Origin of the sequence: Kordiimonas aquimaris, assembly GCF_025574485.1 — a bacterium.
In the GTDB taxonomy this organism is placed as follows: domain Bacteria; phylum Pseudomonadota; class Alphaproteobacteria; order Sphingomonadales; family Kordiimonadaceae; genus Kordiimonas; species Kordiimonas aquimaris.
Map to the genome: position 1 here is coordinate 295,690 of NZ_JAOBPO010000003.1, position 24,296 is coordinate 319,985.

General features: G+C 45.3%; 20 protein-coding genes. 6 read left to right on the plus strand and 14 right to left on the minus strand.

The annotated features are described in order from the left end of the window. Positions 1 to 65: 65 nt before the first annotated feature. From der to panB, 4 genes are all read right to left on the minus strand, one after another. Complete coding sequence (gene der / locus OEU88_RS11185; protein WP_262695256.1) at positions 66 to 1,535, minus strand: ribosome biogenesis GTPase Der; 1,470 nt, start codon at positions 1,533 to 1,535, stop codon at positions 66 to 68. Positions 1,536 to 1,556: 21 nt separating this feature from the next. Further along, positions 1,557 to 2,909, minus strand: a complete 1,353-nt coding sequence (locus OEU88_RS11190) for a PQQ-like beta-propeller repeat protein (protein WP_262695257.1) — start codon at positions 2,907 to 2,909, stop codon at positions 1,557 to 1,559. Next, positions 2,909 to 3,628, minus strand: a complete 720-nt coding sequence (locus tag OEU88_RS11195; protein ID WP_262695258.1) for a tetratricopeptide repeat protein — start codon at positions 3,626 to 3,628, stop codon at positions 2,909 to 2,911. The genes OEU88_RS11190 and OEU88_RS11195 overlap by 1 nt, the downstream gene beginning before the upstream one ends. Before the next feature lie 166 nt (positions 3,629 to 3,794). Next, positions 3,795 to 4,646 (minus strand): 3-methyl-2-oxobutanoate hydroxymethyltransferase, encoded by an 852-nt coding sequence (gene panB / locus OEU88_RS11200; protein ID WP_262695259.1) that lies wholly within the window; start codon positions 4,644 to 4,646, stop codon positions 3,795 to 3,797. A gap of 202 nt (positions 4,647 to 4,848) precedes the next feature. Between panB and OEU88_RS11205 the strand changes: the two genes are divergently transcribed. Beyond that, on the plus strand, positions 4,849 to 5,337 hold the full coding sequence (locus OEU88_RS11205) for a DUF2306 domain-containing protein (protein ID WP_262695260.1): 489 nt from the start codon (positions 4,849 to 4,851) through the stop codon (positions 5,335 to 5,337). Between the two features lie 116 nt (positions 5,338 to 5,453). Here the strand turns inward: OEU88_RS11205 and OEU88_RS11210 are convergent, their stop codons facing one another. From OEU88_RS11210 to aspS, 3 genes are all read right to left on the minus strand, one after another. Then, positions 5,454 to 6,362 carry a sialate O-acetylesterase gene (locus tag OEU88_RS11210; RefSeq protein WP_262695261.1) on the minus strand — a complete coding sequence of 303 codons (909 nt, stop codon included), beginning with the start codon at positions 6,360 to 6,362 and terminating at the stop codon, positions 5,454 to 5,456. Positions 6,363 to 6,398: 36 nt separating this feature from the next. Beyond that, positions 6,399 to 7,949 (minus strand): glutamine-hydrolyzing GMP synthase, encoded by a 1,551-nt coding sequence (gene guaA / locus OEU88_RS11215; RefSeq protein ID WP_262695262.1) that lies wholly within the window; start codon positions 7,947 to 7,949, stop codon positions 6,399 to 6,401. Positions 7,950 to 8,024: 75 nt separating this feature from the next. Beyond that, on the minus strand, positions 8,025 to 9,809 hold the full coding sequence (aspS, locus tag OEU88_RS11220) for an aspartate--tRNA ligase (protein ID WP_262695263.1): 1,785 nt from the start codon (positions 9,807 to 9,809) through the stop codon (positions 8,025 to 8,027). Positions 9,810 to 9,980: 171 nt separating this feature from the next. Between aspS and rnd the strand changes: the two genes are divergently transcribed. Then, positions 9,981 to 11,156 (plus strand): ribonuclease D, encoded by a 1,176-nt coding sequence (gene rnd / locus OEU88_RS11225; RefSeq protein ID WP_262695264.1) that lies wholly within the window; start codon positions 9,981 to 9,983, stop codon positions 11,154 to 11,156. Between the two features lie 17 nt (positions 11,157 to 11,173). Here the strand turns inward: rnd and OEU88_RS11230 are convergent, their stop codons facing one another. Next, entirely contained in the window at positions 11,174 to 13,192 is a 2,019-nt protein-coding gene (locus tag OEU88_RS11230) for a M28 family peptidase (protein ID WP_262695265.1), read from the minus strand. Positions 13,193 to 13,378: 186 nt separating this feature from the next. On the opposite strand from OEU88_RS11230, the gene OEU88_RS11235 reads away from it, so the two are divergent. After that, on the plus strand, positions 13,379 to 13,654 hold the full coding sequence (locus tag OEU88_RS11235; RefSeq protein ID WP_262695266.1) for a TfoX/Sxy family protein: 276 nt from the start codon (positions 13,379 to 13,381) through the stop codon (positions 13,652 to 13,654). Here the strand turns inward: OEU88_RS11235 and OEU88_RS11240 are convergent, their stop codons facing one another. The 5 genes from OEU88_RS11240 to OEU88_RS11260 all read right to left on the minus strand — a co-directional run bounded on the left by OEU88_RS11240 (position 13,655) and on the right by OEU88_RS11260 (position 20,523). Further along, a complete protein-coding gene (locus OEU88_RS11240) occupies positions 13,655 to 15,178 on the minus strand; it encodes a Ppx/GppA family phosphatase (protein WP_262695267.1) in 1,524 nt (507 codons plus the stop codon). A gap of 5 nt (positions 15,179 to 15,183) precedes the next feature. After that, a complete protein-coding gene (locus OEU88_RS11245; protein WP_262695268.1) occupies positions 15,184 to 17,379 on the minus strand; it encodes an RNA degradosome polyphosphate kinase in 2,196 nt (731 codons plus the stop codon). A 151-nt stretch (positions 17,380 to 17,530) separates the two neighbouring features. Beyond that, entirely contained in the window at positions 17,531 to 18,208 is a 678-nt protein-coding gene (locus tag OEU88_RS11250) for an HdaA/DnaA family protein (protein ID WP_262695269.1), read from the minus strand. Between the two features lie 3 nt (positions 18,209 to 18,211). After that, entirely contained in the window at positions 18,212 to 19,339 is a 1,128-nt protein-coding gene (locus tag OEU88_RS11255) for an AI-2E family transporter (RefSeq protein WP_262695270.1), read from the minus strand. Positions 19,340 to 19,383: 44 nt separating this feature from the next. Continuing rightward, positions 19,384 to 20,523: a DUF2066 domain-containing protein gene (locus OEU88_RS11260; RefSeq protein WP_262695271.1), complete on the minus strand. Its 1,140-nt coding sequence runs from the start codon at positions 20,521 to 20,523 to the stop codon at positions 19,384 to 19,386. Positions 20,524 to 20,655: 132 nt separating this feature from the next. Here OEU88_RS11260 and purM point away from each other — a divergent pair, with 132 nt between their 5' ends. The 3 genes from purM (at position 20,656) to OEU88_RS11275 (ending at position 23,583) form a co-directional block, all read left to right on the plus strand. After that, entirely contained in the window at positions 20,656 to 21,762 is a 1,107-nt protein-coding gene (gene purM / locus OEU88_RS11265; protein ID WP_262695272.1) for a phosphoribosylformylglycinamidine cyclo-ligase, read from the plus strand. Positions 21,763 to 21,765: 3 nt separating this feature from the next. After that, entirely contained in the window at positions 21,766 to 22,416 is a 651-nt protein-coding gene (gene purN / locus OEU88_RS11270) for a phosphoribosylglycinamide formyltransferase (protein ID WP_262695273.1), read from the plus strand. Positions 22,417 to 22,494: 78 nt separating this feature from the next. Next, entirely contained in the window at positions 22,495 to 23,583 is a 1,089-nt protein-coding gene (locus OEU88_RS11275; RefSeq protein WP_262695274.1) for a sensor histidine kinase, read from the plus strand. Positions 23,584 to 23,803: 220 nt separating this feature from the next. Here the strand turns inward: OEU88_RS11275 and ndk are convergent, their stop codons facing one another. After that, a complete protein-coding gene (gene ndk, locus OEU88_RS11280) occupies positions 23,804 to 24,226 on the minus strand; it encodes a nucleoside-diphosphate kinase (protein ID WP_262695275.1) in 423 nt (140 codons plus the stop codon). Between the last annotated feature and the right edge of the window lie 70 nt (positions 24,227 to 24,296).

The window sequence follows — 24,296 nt, forward strand, 5'->3', positions numbered from 1 at the left end:
AGTTAAACCTTTATGGTACCCTTCATGAGAAAGGTATTGATAGGCGCCTGCTCAAAGCATAGATACTAGCGAGAATATGTACCGCGCTTACTATTCTTCGGTTTGTTACGTCTGCCTTCATAAGGGTTTTCACCTTTTTTCAAGTGCAACCGCAAAGGGACACCAGGCAAATCAAAGTCGCGGCGTAATTCATTCTCCAGATACCGTTTGTAACTGTCCGGCAGTGACTCTGGTCTGTTACAAAACAACGAAAATGTCGGTGGTCGCGTTTTAATTTGTGCACCGTACCGGATTTTAATACGTCTACCGCCAACAGACGGGGCTGGATGCTTTTCTAAGGTATCGGCAAGCCATCTATTAAAACCAGCAGTGGGAATACGTGAATTCCATAGTTCATAGGCCTCTGCAACTGCAGGCATCAATTTTTGCGTGCCTTGCCCTGTTAATGCAGAGAAGTTTATTACAGTAACACCTTTTAGCTGCGGCAAACTCGTTGTCAGGGCGTCTTTCAACTGGCGATGCACTTCAAGACGGTCGTCAACAGCATCCCATTTATTGAGAGCAATTACTAATGCACGCCCCTCGTCCACAACGCGTTCAGCAATCTTGAGGTCTTGCTTTTCAATTCCAATTTCTGCATCCAACAGCAAAACAACAACTTCAGCAAACTGAACCGCGCGCAACGTATCTGCGACAGAAAGTTTCTCAAGTTTTTCAGTTACCCTGGCGCGTTTACGTAAGCCTGCTGTATCAAACAGCTTAACGGCCATGCCTTCCCATTCCCAGTCAACTGCGATGGAATCGCGCGTCAAACCAGCTTCTGGGCCCGTGATTAAACGGTCCTCATCAACGAGAAAATTAATTAGTGTGGATTTGCCAGCATTAGGCCGACCAACAACCGCCAATCTTAAAGGCCGATCATCTTGTTCTTCATCATGATCAACGAATTCATACTCAAGGTCACCTTCAACGGGGCCTGTATCAATTTCTTTCGTTTTTTCATCATCAACTTTTTCGTTAGCGTATGGATCAATACCTTGCTCATTCAGTGCATCAACAATTGCCTGATAAAGCTCTGCAAGCCCTTCTCCGTGTTCTGCAGACAAACCAATAGGTTCGCCTATACCAAGGCTGTATGCTTCGTATATACCGTCAACAACAGCATTACCTTCGCATTTGTTTGCGCCCAAAATTACTGGTTTACCAAGGCGGCGGAGCCATGATGCAAAATGCTCGTCTGTCGGTGTTACACCGGCGCGTGCATCGTATAACATCAGCGCAACATCTGCCTCTTTCAGTGCGCGTTCAGTTTGCACACGCATGCGATCAGGCAGCGACCCCGGGTTGCCGTCTTCCAGACCTGCAGTGTCCATGATGATGAACTCAAGGTCTGCAATTCGTCCATGCCCCACGCGCCTATCCCGGGTTACACCAGGCGTGTCATCAACAATAGCTAGCTTTTTGCCAACCAAACGATTGAACAGCGTTGATTTACCGACGTTTGGTCGGCCAACAATTGCGAGTGTGAATGTCATTACAGATAATCCGGCGGCACCTTAGCGGTATGCCACCAGCTCTCCTTTATCAGTCAATAGAACCATTGTACCATCAACAACAATTGGCGGTGTGCTACTACCGGCAGGCAATTCAATACCGCTGATAACTTCACCAGTGTACGGAGAAATGCTGAGTGCATATCCATGCGTGCTTGTTACAAGCAATCTGTCACCTGCAAGCACAGGGCCATTCCATTTGATAAGATCACGGCGTTTCTCTTGATCCAGGAAGCGCTGCAGCTGTGTCACCCAACGCACACGACCATCACCAAGGGCCACACAAACAACTTGTCCATCAATCGTTGTTAAAAATGCAAAATTACCCGCAATCCACGGCATGTTTACGCCGGCAATATCAGCTTCCCATGAACGCTCACCACTACGCATATCAATCGCAACCATACTACCGGCATGGCTAAGCGCATAAACTTTACCACGATCAATCACAGGATTTCCATCAATGTCCGCGAGCGTTGCAAGCGGCGTTAATCTGCGGGAGCTAGAAAGTGTATCCTGCCACAAAATCCGACCATTGCCACCAAGCATGGCGATCAACTCACCAGAAGACAGAGCACTTACAACTGTACCATTATCAACCGCAGGTGTTGCAGCACCGAGCATGCCAGCGTTTTCAGCAATACCAACCTGATCCCAAAGTAAACTGCCATCAGCAATATTGAGCGCAATCATTTGGTTATCGTGCGTTACGGCGAAAACCCTTGCGCCTTCAAGAGTAGGCGCACCTCGAAATGGAACTCCGGCATCATATCGCCAACGCTCTGCTCCGGTGGTTGCATCAAAGGCAGCAAGATAACCAAAACCCGATGTCGCATAAACAACACCGCCAGCATAGGCAACGCCGCCGCCAAAACCAACATCACTTTGTTCATCAGGGTTACGGAGTTCAGTTTTCCATAGAATCTGCCCTGTAGCTAATGACACGGCAGACACATCGCCTTCAATATCAACAACAAAGACGCGCCCATCGGCGGCCACAGGGCCGGATATAACGCGTTCATATTTTTCATTGCCACGACCAATATTACTACGCCAAGCAAGTGATAAAGTATCGCCGATCTCCAAATGATGCAGACTATGTGACGCATTACCGCCCGGCAGAGCCCAATTACCATTACGGTATGGTCTTGGTAAAACGACAGACAAACCGGCAATCGCAGAATCCGCATCCAACGTCTGCGTAGACGTCAGGATAGAAATACGCTCACGGCCTTCGTCGTCGTAAGCATCTTTTGGCTTTCCGTCACCTTCAAAGAAACTGCAAGCACTTAACGACAACATCAAAGTTGCCAACAAGGTTGGTTTTAACAATGTTATTTTTTGCACAGCAGCCATTATTGTGAGCCCCCATCTGGAACAAACACATCTACTGAAGCAATCGGGTCAACACCAAGTGCTTTCTCAAGCGCAGATCGCAATTCTTGGGCACGAGCACGTATAGCCTGCGGCGTTTCCGGATCATCTGTGAGTTGCTTAAAACCAGAAAGTGCGGCTTCTTGATCTCCTGTTTCAAGATCAACCAATGCCAACTGTTCTAAAGCAGAATAATACCAAGGCTCACCCTTAATAGCGACCACAGACAAACGGCTGCGAGCGTCTTCATAATCTGTCCCTTCACGCGTGATGAGCATACCAGCGAACAATTGAGCCAAACTGCGAAGACTTTCATCAGCAGAAGCGTCGGCGGCAATTGCATCATAAGCAGCCACCGCCTCGGTTATATTGCCGTCTTTTGCCGCCGCAGCAGCAATACGCATACGACCAATCGTTTTGTAACCACCCTCAAGGTCTGGTAGCGCATCAGTCCATGCTTGAGCAGCATCAATACCGTCAATACTACTGGCATCGCGAGCAGCTTCAAACGCTGTAGAGCTAGCTTCTTCTTTAGATTGCACATACGCAGTATATGCTTCACGTCCACCAACGATAATGACAATACCAACGGCAAGCCCAATCAAATATTTTCCATAAGCAGACCAAAGCTGCTTCATGCGCTCACTGCGCACCTCATCATCGACTTCTTGCGTTAGGAGGTCTGAATTCAGGTCCGACACACCATACTCCTTGGAAACTCATGTGGTTGCTTGGCAGAGCCAAATTCTTGCGGCATTAAACAAAATGCACGCGACTCGTTCTTAAATTCGCGGCTACCATAGCCAAAGGCTTTCCGATTAGCAACGAGAAGACACCAGTAAATTGTGGTAATCGTGCGGCAGGTATTCAGGAATTTGATCCGCGCATTTTATAAGTGTGCTCTTCGGCAGGAAATGAACGCTTACGCACTTCATCTGCATAGCCACCAATAGCGTCTTCAATATCGCGTCCAATCTCGGCAAAACGCTTTACAAACTTGGGGTTAATTGCAAAAAGACCAAGCATATCTTCAGTAACCAATATCTGCCCATCGCATGCATTTGAGGCACCAATACCAATTACCGGGCATTGCACGGCTTCAGTAACTTTGCGCGCCAGTGGTTCGGCAACCCCCTCAAGCACAACAGCAAATGCACCGGCTTCAGCAATGGCAATGGCATCATCAATAATGGGTTGCCATTCATCCACGCTGCGGCCACGGGCACCGTAACCACCATGAGCATGTACACTTTGCGGCATCAGTCCAACATGACCAAGCACAGGAATGCCACGGTTAGACAAAAAGCTGACTGTTTCGGCCATTTCGCGGCCACCTTCAAGCTTAACGGCACCAGCACCTGTTTCAGATAGCGCGCGTGCTGCATTACGAAACGCCTGTTCTTTCGATTCTTCGTATGTACCAAAAGGCAGGTCTATGACAACAAGTGCCTGCTCTGCACCGCGACAAACCGCACGGCCATGGCGAATCATTGTATCTAAGTCCACACCGAGAGTGCTGTCCATACCGTAAAGCACCATACCAACACTGTCGCCAACCAGAAGCAGATCGCAATGCTTATCAAGCCTTGCTGCCATAGGCGTGATATAGGCAGTCAAACACACAATAGGTGTACCACCCTTCATCGATGCAATGTTCTTTGCTGTAGCTTGACGTTTTGGGCGTGCATCAACAGCAATACCCTTTTGTGTTGTCGACATGATAATTCCTTCGAATCTAATCAATATGGCAGCAACTTAGAATTATTGTGCGCTGTTACCAATCAAATTTACGAGAATTCAGGATAATCTTTATATACTCAACCCCTACACATCGTAGACTTTCCTGTGGGTTAGATTCGCTTTTCTAATATAATGCTATAGATTAAATTCAGAATTTGATCCGCATGAAAGGGAGAATAGCATGCCTGAGATCACACTATTTGGCTGGTTTCATACAATTGTAGGTATTATCGCTATCTTATCTGGCGTTATATCGCTTTTTAAGCACAAGATTATTCACTTCGATAACACAAGCGGCAAAATATACTTAATATGCACGTTGATTGCTGCCTCTTCTGCTCTCGGCATATATCACGCAACAGGGTCATTTAACCCGGCGCACGGCCTTGCCGTTCTAACCTTAATTGCGCTTGCTGGTGGGCGAATTGCTGAAGCCACTAACATTTTCCGCGGGCTATCAATCTATTTGCAAACCATTGCTTACAGCGCAACTTTCCTGTTCCATATGATCCCAGCTATCACCGATGGTCTAAGAAGGCTACCAGTTGATGCCCCAATCGTAACACAACAAGAAGACCCGCTATTGCAGGGCTTCTATCTTGCATTCCTGATTACATATTTGGTTGGCGTTACAGTGCAAATGTTTTGGCTGCGGAAACAGAACAGTTAAGACCAAAACTTACTTAACAATTAATCAAACAAAGCTTTAAAATGTAATGCTTTGTTTGATTGTGGCTACTGTCTCAATTTAACGGTTAGTGTCCCAATTTCAACCTGACATACTGATCAGCTTGTTTTATGAAAACTTGCAATTAATGACGCAAGTTCACTCGCAGCAGCATCTTGGCCAGTCAGGTTAAAATGACAATTATCGTGCCTCATTTGTGGTGTAATCATCAAATCTGTATTAACACCTAACTCAATGCCGTCAATTTTCTCAACTAATTCCATTTGAGCCATCGTAATACTGTTAGGGTAAACTCCCCCATTGCAGTAACTAGCAATTGACATAAATATAGGTGCATCAATTCCAGCAGATCTTATTGAGTGTTTGAGGTTTAAAAAGGAATTATAATATTGAGACTGCCCCACGCCCCATAACAAATCGGTTTCCCCTTGATGCCAAATCAAGTCCGTAACATTGTATAAGTTTCCAATATTTTTAAGGTTTTGCAGCAATCTATCATTAAGTTTGCTGCCTGAAGTCCAAGCGGCTATTGGCGAGCTCCCTACTCCTAATGAAAGCACTATCACATTATCATATGTGCCGTTTTCAACCAAAAACTGTGCCGTACGGCTTATCCATTCACCTTTGCTCCCAGTAGCACCCAAAAGTGGTGATTGTGCTCTATAACACCGCCCATCATACCAGTTGATAACATTAGGCACTTCATCAGGGGAATAGAGATAGCTTGCCGAATTTGCCGCATTACTCTGACCCAAGGAAACTATTACCCCGGTTCCATCGGTTGATGCAGGACAAGCTACCTCTTTTCTCTTGCTATCAAATTTCAGGATATCATTTCGAGCCGCTATCGATAAGAATTCCAGCCTACCAACGGTAGCAATTTCCAGCTTGCGCTTTGCCGACTGTACAATATCAAATGGAAACCATTTATAAATTCCAACTCCGGCACCATAAACAAAGCTTATGACCAGGAAAAAAAACAATGTAATCAACTTATGACGTTTCATTTCCTCTCCATATTTTTAGCCAACATATGACATAAACTATTCCCATTCAATCGTACCAGGTGGTTTCGATGTAATGTCATAAACAACCCGGTTAATACCACGCACTTCGTTAATGATGCGCGTGGCAACGCGCCCCAGAAAATCATGCGGAAACGGATAATAATCAGCTGTCATACCGTCCGTTGAATTCACTGCACGAATGGCACACACATGATCATATGTGCGTGCGTCACCCATTACACCAACAGTTTTAACCGGTAACAAAACAGCGAATGCCTGCCATATGTTGTCGTACAAACCAGCTTTCCTGATTTCATCAAGATAAATAGCATCTGCTTTGCGTAGAATATCAGCTTTTTTGCGCGTAATTTCACCCGGGATACGAATAGCAAGGCCGGGCCCTGGAAAAGGATGTCGGCTAACAAAATCATCATGTAAGCCAAGTTCACGTCCAAGAGCCCGCACTTCATCTTTAAAAAGTTCGCGTAGTGGCTCAACCAAATCCATATTCATACGCTCAGGTAAGCCGCCAACATTATGATGTGATTTAATCGTAACCGACGGGCCACCAATGAAAGATACAGATTCGATTACATCAGGATAAAGCGTCCCTTGCGCCAAGAAGTCTGCGCCGCCAACCTTCTTTGCTTCTTCCTCGAATACATCAATGAACAGCTTGCCAATAATTTTACGTTTCTGTTCAGGATCTGTAACCTCAGCAAGCTCACCAAGAAACAGCTCAGATGCATCCCGGTGCACCAGATTTATATTATAATGCTCTCGGAACAAGGTAACGACCTGATCGCTTTCCCCTGCCCGCATCAAACCATGATCTACATAAACACATGTTAGCTGGTCACCGATGGCTTCATGCAATAAAACAGCGACAACAGAGCTATCTACTCCACCTGACAAACCGCAAATTACCTTGCCTGCACCAACTTGCTCGCGGATTTCCTGTATTTTTGTTTCCCTGAAGCTAGCCATTGTCCAATCACCCGAACAACCACATATATTGCTTACGAAGTTTTGCAGGAGTTCCGTTCCTTTCGGTGTATGCACAACCTCGGGATGGAACTGAACACCGTAAAAACATTTTTCTTCATTTGCTATAGCAGCAAACGGTGCGCCTTCACTGGTAGCAACAACCTCAAAACCATCAGGTAATGCATCCACATGGTCACCGTGGCTCATCCACACTTGTTCATTGTCACCTTGCCCCAATACACCTTCAAAAAGCGCGCATGGCTTAGTAATATCAATAAAAGCACGGCCAAATTCTTGATGGTCCGATGCAGTAACACTGCCACCCATTTGTGCCACCATTGTTTGCTGGCCGTAACAGATACCCAAAACAGGGATATCCATCTCAAATACTTTTGCTGGGGCACGTGGTGTGTCTTCGTTTGTTACACTGGCTGGCCCACCAGACAATATAATGCCCGCCGCACCGAAATTGCTCAATACTTCATCATCAACCTGATTGAACGGTACAATCTCACTGTAAACACCAGCCTCCCGTACACGGCGTGCAATCAATTGTGTTACTTGTGATCCAAAATCGATGATGAGAATATTGTCACTCATGAACGGTTTCCTATTTATATTATGGTTTAGGTCTTAGAAGGCAAAATGGAGCCATCAGGCTCCATTTAAATCTCGTTATTCTTGCTCTTTCTTCGGCGGCTCAACCGTCCGAATATAAAGCTCTCGGAGCTGCTTAGGGTCAACCGTGCTCGGTGCACCCATCATTAAATCTTCCGCTTTTTGGTTCATCGGGAACAGAATAACCTCGCGGATATTTGGCTCGTCCGCGAGCAACATGACGATACGATCAACACCCGGTGCCAAACCACCGTGCGGCGGTGCACCGTATTTGAATGCATTCAACATACCACCAAACTCGGCTTCCACTGTTGCTTCATCGTAACCAGCAATACCAAATGCCTTGATCATAATATCTGGGCGGTGATTACGAATTGCGCCAGAAGACAACTCTATACCGTTACAAACAATGTCGTATTGGTACGCAAGTACATCAAGCGGATCCATTGTCTCAAGTGCTTCCATTCCACCTTGCGGCATTGAGAACGGGTTGTGAGAGAAATCAATCCGTTTTTCTTCTTCATCATATTCAAACATTGGATAATCGACGATCCAGCAGAATTTGAATTCATCATCGCTGATAAGTTCCAAATCTTCACCAACCTTGGTCCGCGCAACACCAGCAAGCTTAGCGGCGCCTGATTCTTTATCACAAGCAAAGAAAACACCGTCATTCGGCCCGAGGTTTAACTGATCAATCAATTTTTGCGTTGTTTCTTCACCAAGGTTTTTGGCAATTGGCCCACCTGGTACGCCTTCTTTAATATTGATATAGCCCAGCCCTGCGAAGCCTTCTTTCTTCGCCCAATCATTTGTACTGTCAAAGAAACGGCGCGATTTCAAACCAGCACCAGGCGCAGGTATGGCGCGCACAATTGAACCACTTTCGATCATGCTGGCAAAAATGCCAAAGCCAGAACCGCGGAATATTTCGGTCACATCCTGAATTTCAATCGGGTTGCGAAGATCTGGTTTATCGTTCCCGTATTTCAGCATGGATTCTTTGAACGGGATACGCGGGAATGCGCCGTCATCCATTTTCTTGTTCGAAAACTTTTTGAAGACGTTTACCATCACTGGCTCAATCGCGTTGAAAACATCTTCTTGTGTAACGAAACTCATTTCCACATCAAGTTGGTAAAATTCGCCCGGGCTACGGTCTGCACGGGCATCTTCATCACGGAAACATGGTGCAATCTGGAAATAGCGATCAAAACCAGACACCATGATCAATTGCTTGAACTGCTGTGGCGCTTGCGGCAATGCATAAAACTTACCAGGGTGCTGACGCGCTGGCACAAGAAAATCACGCGCACCTTCAGGACTGGAGGCCGTCAGGATTGGCGTTTGAAACTCGCGAAACCCCTGCCCTGTCATTTGTGACCGCAATTCAGATATGACATCTGAACGCAGAAGAATATTGTTGTGAATCCGTTCGCGGCGCAAATCAAGAAAACGATACTTAAGGCGCACATCTTCAGGATAATCAGTATCACCAAACACGGGTAGTGGTAGCTCGCCAGCAGCTGACAAAATTTCCATCTCATCAACGTAAATCTCAACATCACCAGTATCGAGATCTTTGTTGATCGTCTCTTCACTGCGCGCTTTTACGCGTCCATCAATACGTATTACGCTTTCAGCACGCACAGCTTCTGCTTCAGCAAAGCATGCACTGTCCACGTCAAAAACACACTGAGTCATGCCGTAGTTATCGCGCAGGTCAATGAACAATAGGCCACCATGATCACGTTTACGGTGTACCCAACCAGAAAGGCGGACAGTATCGCCTACGTTTTCTTTGCGGAGTGCGGAACAAGTGTGTGACCGAAATTCGTGCATAACAACAACCATAAACAAGAGTAAATGAGGCGAAATTTTATCGCTGATTTTGGCCGGAAAAACGCATGAATAAACCCGATTGTCAAGGCCTGAGGAGAATTACATAACAGAAAGGGTGACGCAGCGCCCTTAACTGTGTATTAGAAGCGCCAAACAAATACGGAAACCTACATGAAGCCTTCTTCAATTCAGCCGATTACGACAACCAGTGAACTCATCAAATTATGTGACCGCCTAAAAACGGCGGAATTTGTTACAGTCGATACGGAATTTTTGCGCGACAACACCTATTATTCCAAGCTTTGCCTTATACAAATTGCTGATGACGAGGACGCTTCAGCCATTGATCCGCTTGCTGAAGGCATCGATCTGGCGCCATTTTTTGACCTGATGGCAAATGAAAATGTAGTTAAGGTATTGCACGCCTGTCGCCAGGATCTTGAAATATTCGTTAATATGGTTGGTCAACTTCCAAGGCCTATTTTTGACACACAGGTAGCAGCTATGGTGTGTGGCTTTGGCGATTCGGTTGGTTATGAAACATTGGTGAATAAGTTAACCGGTGGGCAACTTGATAAATCTGCGCGTTATACTGATTGGTCCAAGCGTCCACTATCAGATACACAACTATCATATGCAATAGGCGACGTGACTTACCTGCGTGATATATATCGCAAGCTGAAGAGCGAGCTTGAAAAAACCGGACGCGAATCTTGGGTCGCAGAAGAAATAGCGCCATTGACCGAGGTCGGTTTGTACACAATTGAGCCGAAAGAAGCGTGGAAGCGACTGAAAGTTCGAACCAATAAACCGCGTTTTCTTGGTATATTGCAAAGCCTTGCTGAATGGCGAGAAGTAGAGGCACAAGAACGCGATATTCCACGTAACCGTGTCGCTAAGGACGAAGTTTTGTTTGAGATAGCGGCGCATCCACCAAAAGATACATCCGGCCTTGATAAAATACGTGGTGTACCTAATGGATTTGGGCGTTCTCGCTCAGGTAAGAACCTCATGGACGCACTGGATCGCGGCCGTAATATTCCAGATGATGATTTACCTCAAATTGCACGTGCAAAACCACGCCCGGCAACACCACCCATGGCTGACTTGTTGAAAGTCCTACTAAAGATAAAATGCGAACAAGCACGTGTTGCAACTCGCATGATTGCCAATGCATCAGAACTTGAAGCATGGGCTGCTGAACCTGAAAAAATTGACCTGCGCGCTTTTCATGGATGGCGCAACGACATTTTCGGCAAGGACGCTCGTAAACTAATGGCTGGCAATCTTGCCTTAACTGCCAACCGTGGAAACATTGAAGTTGTTGAACTTGAAGACGAAGATTAACCCGCCTCCAAAGTTTTTCATCTACTAATTACATTGATGCTTTCAAGCGCTGACAAGTAATCATAAACATCACTGACGCTAACAAGGCCAAATTGCGCTGACAGTACATCACGGATGTCTTGCACTGTGCGCTTGCCGTTTACTAGATTAAGCGCTTCATACGCATAGGTACCTGAAAGTTTTACAAGCGAGCGTTCGTCAGCATTCAGCTTGTCTTCAAGATAGCCATATCCAAATGCGCTCATTGGTCCTTTAATCCCTGCATTGCGCGTAAATACAGTGGCAGCATTTCCGTTAACCACAGCAATTGTCGATGTTGATACTACTGCTCTTAATTCGTCCAGAAAATTAGTTGATTTAGAAACCTCTTGTTTCGCATCAGGCAAAAATATGGACAGACTATCGAGCTTGCCTGCCTCATGTTTCCAATGGACATCATTCATCCTTGTCCGATCATCGCTGTTCATACCTTGTGCTTGCATCATCAACACCGCTGTTCTTGCGACAGCATTATTCTTTAACAAAGCGAGCAATGGTTCAATGCTCTCAGCACCTATGTTAGCCAAAAACCATGCAGTTGATGAACCAACAAACGAAGCACGCTTCAATTTGGTTGGGTCTATTGTCGCTGCGGTGTCAAAGTTGGTGTGAATATACCGGTCAGGCCAGTCATGCAGGTATATACCCGGAATACCCCAACTACCTTCATTAAACACCTGATGATCACTGCCAGAAGAAAACCCTTCCATGATTGCCATCAAAGGTTCTTTACCACCTTCAGCAGAATGCAGTGGAAAGTTTGTTGCTAGACCACTCGCAAACGCCAGTGTCTCATTGTTTACAAATTGACCAATGGCATGCCCTACATCAGGGATAAAACTTGGCACGCTGTAAGGTGAACTTGCAATACGAAACACAGCCTTACTATCGAGGCCTCCGCCAACCATATCCATATGAATGTTAGCTTTGATACGCGCGGCAATATCCGGGCGTGCAGCAAGAAAGATAATACTGCCTTCGATTTCAGCGGGCCAGATAAAGCGAATGGTCCGTTTAGGGCGCGGCAGACTACCCTCATCAATCAGCTTCTTCATTGCACGTGCGGATTCAAGGATTGCAACACAACCTGATGCGTTATCGTTAGCGCCGGGTCGTGGATGATCAAGGTGGCAGGTGAACGCAATTTCCTGTTCTTTCAAAACAGGATCAGCACCATCAATAGTAGCTGTTATTAATTCATATGTACCAACGGTATGGTGTGCATCAATTTTAGCATTCAAGTGCACTTCTTCTCCGTTTTGCAGACGCGCCTGCAGTTTTCGCGCTTCACCCAGTGAAATCATAAACCCAAATGTTTTGGCATTCTCGTTCGGAAAAGATGATAAATGACCCCACCGCACCAAACGGTCATCTTCTTTCCACCATGCTGTCTTCTGATTAGGCGCATAAGAAACAATGCCGGCGGCGCCGTATTTCCCAACAGCAAGATCAGCAACAGCACCGGGCTGACTCTCTGTTAAAACAAGCTTACCGCGAATATCCAAACCTTCGTAGTGCGCATCAGTCGTTCCTTCACCAATATCAACAAGGCTGGCTGTTGCAGCACCAGACAAACTGTCTTGTGCAACACTCAAGGGCATCGCATCCCAACTGGCTAAACGCCTGTCTTTATTGCCTTCACCATCCAGCAACCATAGTTCTGCAAAGTCTACATTCCAGGCATAGCGCGACTTTTGCGTGCCAAACATCGTTTTACCATCGGCAGGAAACTCCATGACTTCAACTGTGTCAAATCCATATTCTTTTAGCTGATTTTCAATATGAACCACCGCGTCATGATACTGACGGCTTGCACGTGTACGGTGAAACAAGGTAATCTGATCAAGGTTTCTTTTCGCTGCAACGCCCGAGGTTTCCTCAGCAAAAGCTTTTAAAGTTGTTTCAGGGATTAGTTGACGCACATCCGCCTGCACACCTAACGTTACCGAATAAACTAAAACTGAAACGGCAGCGATGCGTTTTAAAAATACCTTCATTTAAATTCCCCCGGTCAAATATTTGAATAAGACATAAACGCTAAACAACTAATACCGCAATGTTCTCTTTTCATCATCATAGTTACGAATTTCTGGAACTATACGTAATAAACAACTTATTGCTGACACATATTGACAGGAGCGATAATTTAAACTGACATATTTATCCATATAGAGGGTATTTACATGCAAGCTAGGAACAAACCAGTAAATGAACTCATGAACATTGGTACAACTGTTGCCAAGCGTCTTAGGGAAATCGGCGTTCACACATACGACGACCTAAAAGAAATGGGCGCAGCGGGTGCTTACATGAGAATTAGCGCAAATCACCCGGAAAAGAACATGCCGGTCTGCTACTATCTTTATTCGTTAGAAGGAGCCCTTAATGAACAACACTGGGGTGCTCTGTCAAAAGAAACAAAACAAACGCTGCTCCATCAAATTAACCGTCAAAATTAATTAGCCAACAGAAATATCGTTTAAGTCGTCAGGGAATTCTATCACAGATTTACGACCCATTAATTGGGCAAGGTGAGACAAACGCTTGGCAACAACTTCATTGGCGATATCACGGTAACTTTGAGGCACCCCAAGCCACAGCTTGTTACGGGTGACACGCAGCTGTGTTACCATAAGGGCTGTTACTGTTCCTCCTGAAAGCCGCTGAGCCAAACGAAGCGCAGCACCCATCATACGTGCCTCAATGATTTCACGTATCTTGAGCAAATTTAGAATGTGCGAAATGTGAGGGGCGTCAATCGGTGCACCGTATGCTTGATTGAGAGCAACGGCAATATAGGCACGCTCAACATGACTAATACCAACAAAATTACCATGCAAGATCGTTTCGACCGCCTTTTCGGCGCGAAAATCCGGATGACCACGCCATGCGATATCGCTCAGCAAACATATGGCATAGTGTAACTTACGCTGCTGCTTTGGTTTGCGTGCCTCTTTCTTGAACAATGACCGCGTCCAATCGTAAATTACGTCAGCATGTTCTGCAAAACGGCATCGCTCATCAGCCAACACACGGCAAGCATGAATGAAAGGGTCAAACTTCTTCTCTGAAACAGTTAATTGGTCAAAGATCAATCCTTCACGCAGGCCGTAAGCCGATACAATACCGTTCTTTGCGCGCGTTGCGTTTAATAGCTCACTTAGGACAATAGCGGCTGTCGGCAGCACCTCTACTCGTTTAACAGGAATATCACTGGCAAACGGTATGTTTTGAGGGTCAAGATTACTTAACCTCTTGCAATAACTACTCAGTTCATTCCGGTTTGATTTATAACCTTGCAAGATGGGAAGCGGATTAGACTTTTCGCTCATCATAAGTTTAGCAATATTACGCCATGCCCCACCCACCATATAAAGGTTTTGATCATCAATTTCGCCAAGCCAGTCTATGGCAGTAAATTGTGCGCGAAGAAATTTTCGAATTGATCGAGATTTATTGCCAAACTTGCTCATCAAACGCAGCGGTCCAAGCGGCAGGCTAATCGTTTGCAACACTTCACCCTTATGAACCTGCGCAAGTTCAAGCGAACCACCACCGAGGTCACCAACAATACCTGAAGCGTCAGGGTCACTGGATAAAACACCTAAACCCGCCAGCCTAGCCTCTTCACTACCTTCAATAACAGAGATTTCAAATCCTGTTTCCCGCCGAATAAGGTCAACAAACTCACCACCATTAGTCGCGTCCCTAACTGCTGCGGTTGCAACAACAAGTGTGTCGGTAACCTGCATTTGGTCACACAGAGCTTTAAATCGCTTCAGGGTGGAGACAGCAAGTGCAATAGCATTTTTATCCATCAAACCTGACCGGCCAACTTCCGCGCCCAAGCCACACATTAGTTTTTCGTTAAATACAGTTGCAGGTACGCGAGAGCGGCCTGAAAAAACAACCAATCGCACAGAGTTTGAACCGATATCTATAACGGCTACATATCGTTCACTATGACCACTGACATCAAACACTTAGTTTATTCGTCCAATCCATATGCCATTACCGGTGCCACCTGCACCCCATCACCCGCAGAACCTCGCCCGGACAACGACGAATTATTCATGAAGTAATCATGAACGCTAAATAAATCATCAGACTCTGCTGGTTCTCTTTTTGAGAAATTGCCATCCGAGTCCATAAGCCAAGTCTGACAGTTGTCTTTCAAGTTGGCTGCCATAACCTGCCCCATGATTTGATCATGTACTGTCGGGTTTTCGATAGGAACAAGCGTTTCTACTCGCCGGTTAAAATTACGCGGCATCCAATCAGCGGACGAAATATATACTTTCGCGTGACGAGACGGTAATTTATGACCATTGCCAAAGCAACAGATACGCGCATGCTCCAGAAAACGGCCTATCACAGAATGCACTCTTATATTTTCACTCAATCCCTTTAAACCGGGCCTAAGCGTGCAAATACCCCTGATAATCAGATCAATCTGCACACCGTTCTGAGACGCCTCATACAGTTTATCAATGATCTTGCTATCAAGAAGTGAATTTAGCTTAACCCATATTGCGGCGGGCTTACCATCACGTGCAAATTCAATTTCACGCTCTATCAAGCCAACCAAATGACGGCGTAGATCAAAAGGCGATAATACTAGTTTCTCAAGACCAATTGGCTCTACATAACCTGTCAAATAGTTAAACATTTTGTTTGCGTCACGCGCCAGAGCCTGATCAGCGGTAAAAAATGACAGATCAGTATATATGCGTGCGGTAATGGGGTGATAATTACCTGTACCGAAATGCATATAGCTTTTCAGTTTGCCATTTTCCCGGCGCACAATCATGGACACCTTACCGTGGGTCTTAAGCTCAATAGAGCCAAAAACGACATGAACACCTGCACGCTCGAGATCACGTGCCCACTTGATGTTCTGCTCTTCATCGAAGCGTGCTTTAAGTTCAACAACCGCAGTAACAGATTTCCCGGCTTCCGCGGCTTCAATCAACGCACCAATAATCATAGACTGCGAACCAGCCCGGTATAGTGTTTGCTTGATAGCCACCACGTCAGGATCACGTGCTGCCTGCCGCAAGAATAAATGCACAACCTCAAAAGACTCGTATGGATGATGAACCACAAAATCCTTAGCTGCGATTGATTTGAAAATATCACCGTTAAAGTCTTTTACGCGCTCAGGATAGCGCGGGTTATATGGCTTGAAGATCAAGTCAGGGTTATCATCAACAATTAACTGATTAGTCTCGTTAATACCAAGAATACCATCAACCATTACAACAACATCATCTGTAGCATTCAGGCGCGAAACAATAATTTTACGCAGATGCTTTGGCATATCGGCATCAACCTTAAGTCTGATCACACGACCACGTTTACGGCGTTTCAGTGCACTTTCAAAAACACGTACAAGATCTTCCGCCTCTTCCTCGATCTCAATATCACTGTCTCTAACAACGCGGAAAACCCCGCTCCCTTTGATTTTGTATCCAGGAAATAGCTGATCAAAGAACAAGGCAATCATGCGTTCAATCGAAATAAATCGAATAGAGCTGGTACTGGGAAGACGAATAAAACGTTTTAGATGGCTTGGTACTGGCAGCAAAGCAACCATAGGCTCACCGTCAGATTGCCGTTTCAGCGACAAAGCTATGGTAAACCCAAGATTTGGAATAAATGGAAATGGATGTGCAGGGTCAACAGCAATGGGCGTTAACAAAGGCATAATGTTGTCAAAGAAGTAATCTTTCACCCACACTTGTTCCGTTTCATCAAGCTCATTTGCTTCAAGAACCGACATGCCAGCCTTGCGCATTTCAACATTTAAAAGCGCCCATACTTCTTGTTGCTTTTCCAGAAGCTTTTCAGCAAGTACGTTAATTTTCTCAAGTTGCATTGCAGGCGTTAAGCCGTCACTTGAAACGACATCCACGCCCAAAGCCAACTGGCCACGAAGCCCTGCCACGCGCACCATGTAAAATTCATCAAGGTTATCGCCAGAGATGGATAGAAAGCGCAGTCTTTCCAGCAAAGGGTGGCGATTATTTTGTGCCTCTTCAAGAACTCGGATATTAAACTGTAACCAGCTCAGCTCACGGTTGAGGTACCTTTCGCCCTTACTTATACTGGCAATGGCATGCTTAATGTCATGTCGGTCATCTTTAACGGAGTTAACCAGTTCTGTATTTGCGCCATCAGCCATTTAACTGCCTTTATTTCATCGCTCAATCATAAAAGAGCATGACTTACATTAGATTTATTACAGTTAATACATGTTCAGTAATTAACAAATATCATTGAATATCAAAGGGGTCCAGCATCAGTCGCGCTACGAAGTTAGCTATAGTCTAACGTTATTGATAATTTAAACATTCGCGCACCAAAGCTTTCGTTACTTTTCGTCGTCTGGCAAGCGCGTCTTTATCAACAGTTTCCACAAGTTTATGTACCGCAGAAAATGATCTTTCAATATGCTTCAGTATATAATGTATCACATCTATATTCACCTCTAACTGTCTATCAGAAAACAATTTGACAAGAAGCATAATAAGTAAATTATCATCAGGCTCTGTAATTGCTGCAACTGGTACAGTGCCCAGGCGTGACTTTAAATCTGGTAAAACACGCGGCCACAAAGTTGGCGCATCCTCAGCTGTTACCAACAAAGTCGCCCCTATTTCACTGAGCCAATTGTATAAATGAAACAACGCAACATCATCGTAAAGTAAATTACCACATTCATCTTTCTGGTTTACATCATCAAGCACGTAAAAACCTGCAGGCTTCATGGCCGCAATATCAACGTCCGGCTCAATGAATTCAGCACCAACATCAGCGGCCCAACCATGCAAAAGATGAGATTTTCCGCATGCACGGGGGCCAACAAGCGCCACAAAATGGTGCGACCACCCCTGCCACCTGCTTATAAACTCAACGGCCTCATTGTTGGAGTCAGAAACAATGAAGTCAGCCATATCGAAGCTAACAGGTGCCTTAAGGTCCAGCGGTATTTGATTGTTTACTGTAGCCATGACTTAACTTTGAAGTACCTCAGAGTCGTCTGGCGCAGCAATTTCATTTGTTTCTGTTTCCGTATCGTCATTACTATCGTGCGAAATTATTGGCTTGTCTTGGTAATGCTCGAGATAACGCTCGATCCAGTACCGCACTAATACCGCAATAGCTGCAGTTGCAGGCACCGCCACCAACACACCAACGAAACCCATCACCTCGCCGCCAGCAAACACGGCAAACAATACCCAAACGGGGTGCAGACCTACCCTCTCCCCAACCAATCTTGGGGTCAAAAACGCACTTTCAATCGTCTGAACCACGAAGAAAACGCCAACAACTAAAGCTATTTGCATTGGGTCAAAGCCCCACTGACCAATTGCCATAGCAACAGCAACAATGGCAGCAAACAGGGCACCAACAAAGGGAACAAACGACATAACACCGGCGAGAACACCAAGAACAATAGCGAAATCAAGGCCCGTTAATGCCCAACCCACACCGTACAAAACACCCATTATAGTGCTGACAAGCAACTGTCCACGAACAAAACCAGCAAGAACGCTATCAATCTTTTTTGCTTGCTCACGAACAATATTACCGCCCTTGGAAGGTAACCAGCTGTCCAATTTTGCAATAATCAGGTCCCAGTCTCTTAAAAGATAAAACGCGACAACCGGCGAAATAAGAATCAGCGTCAAAATATTAAAGAAAGCTAACCCACCTTTAAGTGCACCAGCCGCAGCTTCGCGCCCTTGTGACAGTAGTCCGCTGGAAAGGTTTGCAAGCATACTATCCGCGTCTGCGCCAAAATCGACGCCATAGTTGTCCATTAGGTTCGCCATGACCTGGTTTAACCATGGTTTGAAGCTGGCAAGCGTGTTTGGAAGCGTTTTCGCAACCGCTGCCAACTGCGACTGAAGCACAGGCCAAAAAGCGAGGAGAACACCAATGATAATAAAGAAAAATAAGGCAATCACTATAGCAGCAGCCATACCACGCGGGACTTTTCGCATCTCAAGAGCATCAGCAACCGGGTCAAGAAAATAAGCAATCGCAAGACCCGCAATAAACGGTAATAAAACACCCTTCGTCAAATAGACAAAAAGCACAAAAACGAGGACACTGGCGATCCACACCCACCGATTCATACTGCATCTCCCCGTCGAAACCTGGAAAAGTTCGAGCTTCTAAATTAACGATGTTCCAATATCATTTGAGAACCATACGGCTTTAATTCAAGACCGGCAAATTGCATTGCAAGGATCAATTGGTCCAAGCGACCAGTATAAGAAATAGCAAACCGGCTTGTTGGCAGTCCTATTTCAATAATTTTATAATTCTGCACTAACGAAATTTCAGAGAGCTTGAGTTCAATCTGAGCCATTTCATCAAGTGATAATGTCGCCACAAAAACGTCTATAATGTCCTGTGAACCAGTATCAACCAGCAACCTTTCTCGCCAAGCGCCGTCGATTGCCTCTAGTACCTGCTCATACATCAAGGCCAGTGCCGCAGCTTCACCTGTTAATTCACTTGAAGCCTGATCATCAGCAATAGGAACAGCACCTTCAGCAGAAACACCGCTGTCTGTTGCAATAAATCGGTAAAAAAGCTGCTTTTCACCAGCCACCGATAAACCAATATTAGAACTGATTAACAGAACCGATTCGAGACCACTTATTTTACTGGTATTTATGGCAGCTTCTGTATCAAAAGCATCCACAGCATGAGCGCTAATCGACATCCGTTCTGAAATTTCCCCCCGTGCAAAACGATAACCACGAATACGATTAAGCCAATCTACTTCATCCCTTGCTGCATCAATTACCTGATCCTGTTTCCAGAGTATTTCAGTAAGTCCCCGTTTATGGGCATGAAGCACAAGAATATCATTACCGGTACCAAGCACATGCGGAACATTATACTCAGCAAGGAACTCGCTAACCCGACTAGGTGCAAATCGTACATTTAGCGTTGCGACATAACGCCGGTTTGAAGACAACTCGTCTACCAGTTCTATACCACTAATAAGCGCTTGCCGCTCAGCAGTGCCGAGTACTGGCAACCTATCACGATGCTCCGCTTGTGTGATTTTCCTGATAAGTCGCGTGTAAGCATCTTCTTCGGCCTTTAACAATGCGGCTTGACGTGCTTGATTAGCACTACGAGCAATTTCATCAACCCGGACTTCACGAATAGTGAACAACTGGTCCAGTGTAGTATCAGTTTGCGCCCATAAACCCTGAATACCAATAGGCAAAAATATTAAAACAGCAACAAACATCCGAAAAACACGGAAAAAGAATGCCATATTTTTAAATAGGTTACTCATAAGTGCTTTCATAAATTATCGGGCGACACTATAACGCCACATGTGACAATTGCGAGATCAAATAGTATCTCAATCAGTGGCAAAACATCATAGTCAAAAGATTGCGCCAACTTCAGGGCAAAGTGAGTTGAAATGGCAACTAAAAACGCACAATCATACACATATAAAGATGCTGGCGTAGATATTGATGCAGGCGATGCGCTTGTTGAAAACATTAAACCGCTCGCAGCAAGTACTCGTCGCTCAGGTGCGGACGCAGACCTTGGTGGGTTTGGGGGCTTGTTTGATCTAAAAGCCGCCGGTTACACCGACCCGATTTTAGTCGCTGCTAATGACGGCGTCGGAACAAAGCTAAAAGTTGCGATTGAAGCAGGCATCCATGACACGGTAGGAATTGATCTTGTTGCCATGTGTGTCAATGATTTGGTTGTTCAGGGCGCAGAACCTCTTCTGTTTCTTGATTATATTGCAACTGGCGCTTTAGACGTTGGGCAAATGACAGATGTGGTATCCGGTATAGCTGACGGATGTCGGCAGTCCGGCTGCGGCCTTATTGGCGGTGAAACTGCGGAAATGCCAGGTATGTACCGATCCGGAGATTATGACCTTGCGGGTTTCAGCGTGGGCGCAGCTGAACGTGGAACACTGCTGGACGGCAGATCAATAGCCGAAGGCGATGTCTTGCTGGGGCTGGCATCAAGTGGTCCGCATTCAAACGGTTATTCACTTATTCGCAGATTGATCGAAGGAAACCAGCACTCATACGCCGATAAAGCACCTTTTGCGGATTGCTCTTTAGGCGAAGCATTTCTAGAACCAACAAAAATCTATGTAAAAAGCACCCTTGCTGCAATTAAAGCAGGATATATCAAGGGATTATCCCATATCACCGGTGGTGGCTTTCTTGAAAACATTCCGCGTGTAATGCCCAATGACCTGTTAGCTGACATTGATACAGGAACATGGGAACTACCAGATATATTCCAGTGGCTTCAAGCTAAAGGCAATATCGAAACCCGCGAAATGGCGCGCACATTTAATTGCGGCATCGGTATGGTTGCAGTCGTTGGCCCAAACAATGTTGATGCAACCAAGAAAATTCTGGAAGCAAACGGTGAAACCGTATTTGAAATTGGCGTTATCAGATCAGGTACAGGCAAACCAAAATGCCGCGTTTCAGGCAAGGCTGGCACATGGGGGTCAAGCGAGTCTTGGACATCCATGACGGGAGATGTGTAAGCCATGCGCAAACTTAAACTTGCAGTTATGATTTCTGGCAGCGGTACAAACCTGCAAGCCATTATAGACGCTTGCAATGCACCAGAATACCCTGCCGAAATTATGGTTGTAATATCTAACCGACCAACTGCAAAAGGCTTAGAGAGAGCCCGACAGAGTGGCTTAACTGCAGTTTGCATTGATCATACAGAATATGAAAACAGAGCTGACTTTGAAGCAGAGCTACATACACGCCTTAAGGAAAACGAGGTTGAACTTGTATGTCTTGCAGGGTTCATGCGCCTTTTAGGCGCTGACTTTGTGAGCCGCTGGAAAGACCGTATGATCAACATTCACCCATCCTTACTTCCTTCATACAAAGGCCTGCATACTCATGAACGTGCGATAGAAGACGGTGCCAAGTTCGGCGGCTGCACACTTCATTTCGTCAGGCCTGAAATGGATGATGGTCCTATAATCATGCAAGCTGCTGTGCCGATTACGCCTGATGACACTGAACAAAGCCTCATCCAGAGGGTACTGGTGCAAGAGCATATTATATACACTGCCGGCATACGGATGATTGCCGAAGGTCGCGTGCGCGTTTCTGGAAGAAAATGCGTATTCAAAGATACAAACTGGCCAGAAACAAATTTAATAAGCCCTACCCCTTAATCAGCAATAAATTAGTTGCTTGCTGGTAATTCCACGCTTCTGTATGCTTATTTCAACGAATGGGGTTGAAGTAAAATAATGTCATACATTCATCCAGATATGGTGTTGTTTATTGCCGCGGTCATCGGATTAACGGTATTTGCAAATCTGTATCGCAAATTTGATGGCAACACGCGGGGCCTCGCATTAACGCTTTTTGGCATCACGCTTTTCATGATTGCAAGTTTCCTTAATTATCTGGAAGAAACACCCTTGGGGTATTTAATGCTGGCTTTCACTGATGAAGCTGGTTGGGATTTCATTATCCCCATTTTCGGATATGCACCAGGTGGCCTGTTAGTATGTTATGGGTTTGTAGACTGGTTAAAAATGACGTTGCTTTTAAAAGCTGAGATCACACAACGCGAAATTGCTGAACAAGAACTCAAGCAGGCTTTCATTGATGTTGAGCGTGCCAATAACGCCAAAGATCAGTTTATGTCGACTGTGAGCCATGAATTGCGCACCCCCCTTAATGCAATAATCGGTTTCTCGGAAATCATGGCTGACCCTCAGTTTATTGCGCTATCAGTTGATAAATATCTGGAATATAGTTCCATCATTAAAAAAAGTGCAAATCACCTGCTATCAACTGTCAACGAAATTCAAACACTGACAGACCTCGCTTCACATGAATATGTACTCGACGATGAATTATTTTGTATTGAAGACGCAATTAATGAGTGCTTGTATCTCATGTCTCTACAGGCAGAAAAAAAATCAATAAAAATTACCAGAAAACTCAACCCTAAAAATCGAATTAAAGCTGATAAAAGACTTATAAAACAAGCGATTATTAACCTTCTATCAGATGCGATTAAGTTTTCTCCAGAAAAAGGCAATGTTAAGTGCGAAGTGTCAGTTAACAAAAGAGGCTCTCTTACTGTTAGCGTGACGGACGAAGGCGCCAGCATCAATGTTGAGCGTATCGGCACTGCACAAGATTCGCAAATTTATGCGACAGATGATCTGACAGCTGGTCAACGCGGCACCGGATTAGCCTTAACACTCGCACAGCGATTCATAAAATTACATAACGGGTACATGACTGTATCCCCGGTTGAAAGCGAACATACAGAAGTGAATATCACCTTCCCGGCTGAACGTTTATACAGTGAAGCATATTGAAAATGTAGGTTTACGGTTTTTTCGATATCCTGCTTAGCAAACGCACCGCTTGAGGCTAATGACACTGTTAAGGCGAAAGCCAATCTATTAAATCCATGCATACCTCGCCCTTTCAAAATATTTGAAAACACAAACAACACACATGTATTTGGCCTGAAAAGCATAAAGGCCACTCCATTAAGAGCAGCCTTTATAAAACGCTTAGTACTAAGATTGGGTATTAACCAACAATCTCGTTACCTGAGAAGAACTGAGCAATTTCAATTGCCGCATTTTCTTCGCTGTCTGAACCATGTACAGAGTTTTCACCAATTGAAAGCGCGAACTCTTTACGAACTGTGCCTTCAGCCGCCTCAGCAGGGTTTGTTGCACCCATTACTTCACGGTGCGCAAGAACAGCATTTTCACCTTCAAGAACCTGAACAACTACCGGTGCAGATGTCATGAATTCAACCAACTCGCCGAAGAATGGACGCTCACTGTGAACGGCATAAAATGTTTCAGCTTGAGCCTGTGTCATATGAATGCGCTTTTGGGCAACAATACGCAAACCAGCTTTTTCAAAAATAGCGTTGATTGAACCAGTCAGGTTACGGTTAGTAGCGTCTGGTTTGATAATAGAAAATGTACGTTGAATAGCCATTGTGCTGTCCTTAATAAATTCGACGCCGCTGCGCCGTTGAATAGATTCGCGCGCCTTATAACGGCATTCT